Origin of the sequence: Pectobacterium hainanensis (genome assembly GCF_046237015.1) — a bacterium.
Taxonomy (GTDB): Bacteria; Pseudomonadota; Gammaproteobacteria; order Enterobacterales; family Enterobacteriaceae; genus JBJYIN01.
In genome coordinates, this window is sequence record NZ_JBJYIN010000041.1 from 1 (window position 1) to 860 (window position 860).

General features: G+C 45.6%; 2 protein-coding genes. One reads left to right on the forward strand and one right to left on the reverse strand.

What is annotated here, in order from left to right; genetic code table 11:
* On the forward strand, window positions 1-274 hold a 274-nt coding region (locus ACKPVM_RS20415; RefSeq protein ID WP_409311575.1), incomplete at its 5' end, for a hypothetical protein.
* Window positions 275-420: 146 nt separating this feature from the next.
* On the opposite strand, the gene ACKPVM_RS20420 is transcribed toward ACKPVM_RS20415, so the two are convergent.
* Complete coding sequence (locus ACKPVM_RS20420) at window positions 421-543, reverse strand: hypothetical protein (RefSeq protein WP_409311576.1); 123 nt, start codon at window positions 541-543, stop codon at window positions 421-423.
* Between the last annotated feature and the right edge of the window lie 317 nt (window positions 544-860).

An 860-nucleotide genomic window follows, 5' to 3' on the forward strand; every position in this document is an offset into this window, starting at 1 on the left:
AAAAAGTGGCCGGAGATCCTCATTGGCGGTGGTACTAAAAACCGGAGGGACTACAATCGAAGAATTGAATGATTCAGATTTGATGAAACAATCAGTTGCTTGGCTTGGGATGTTCATGATTGGAGAGCTAACAATTGCACTATCAGAGATTAGCGATCTTGATATGCTTGACCAAGCCAGTGTTTACGACTCTTGGTTTTATTTGGTTAAAGATGAAAATGAGATTCGTACTTTATCCAGGGAAATTATTAACTTCCAGATTGGAATTGTCTGAATAACTATTAATATGAAAACTCCCCGTTTCTGACAGTTCGGTCTCTGAATGGTGGCGGTTTCCACAATGGTGGCAATCGGGCCGCCACAGGCCACTGTTCTTGTCTGCACCGGGCACCTGTTTTCCCTCCTGTTAGCCTGATTACGCTAGTTATACAGGGTAGCTTCCGATATCCCTTCCATTTGTGCAACGGCGGAAACGGTCATATTGTAAGGAGGCAGTAATTTTGCTAGCGTCGCGGCCTTGCGTTCAGGGGAAATACGTTTCATTTGTCACTCCGTGGCCCTCAAATTGGTTTTTCATAGGGGGTGACAACTATCTTGACACTGAGGGATAGACAACGCCTGTCGAAAGTCTGCTGTTTGCTTCTGCCTGGCGGTGAACTTCTTTTCAACCAGTCTTGTACAAGACACGGGTCTACAGATTGTTACTCAAAAAGTGACTTAGTGTAGACTGATCTTGCCCAGCAACGGTGGACACAGCCTTAAGCGAGGTTTCCTTCCTCAAATTGCACCGGGCTTAACCCTGCATTTGATCTTACCCAGCATTAGTGGACACGCGACTAAGTGAGTAAACTCTCTACCAG

Bases quoted from the DNA above. Each gene is read 5' to 3' on its own strand.
- ACKPVM_RS20420 (WP_409311576.1), bottom strand. From the start codon at position 543: ATGAAACGTATTTCCCCTGAACGCAAGGCCGCGACGCTAGCAAAATTA.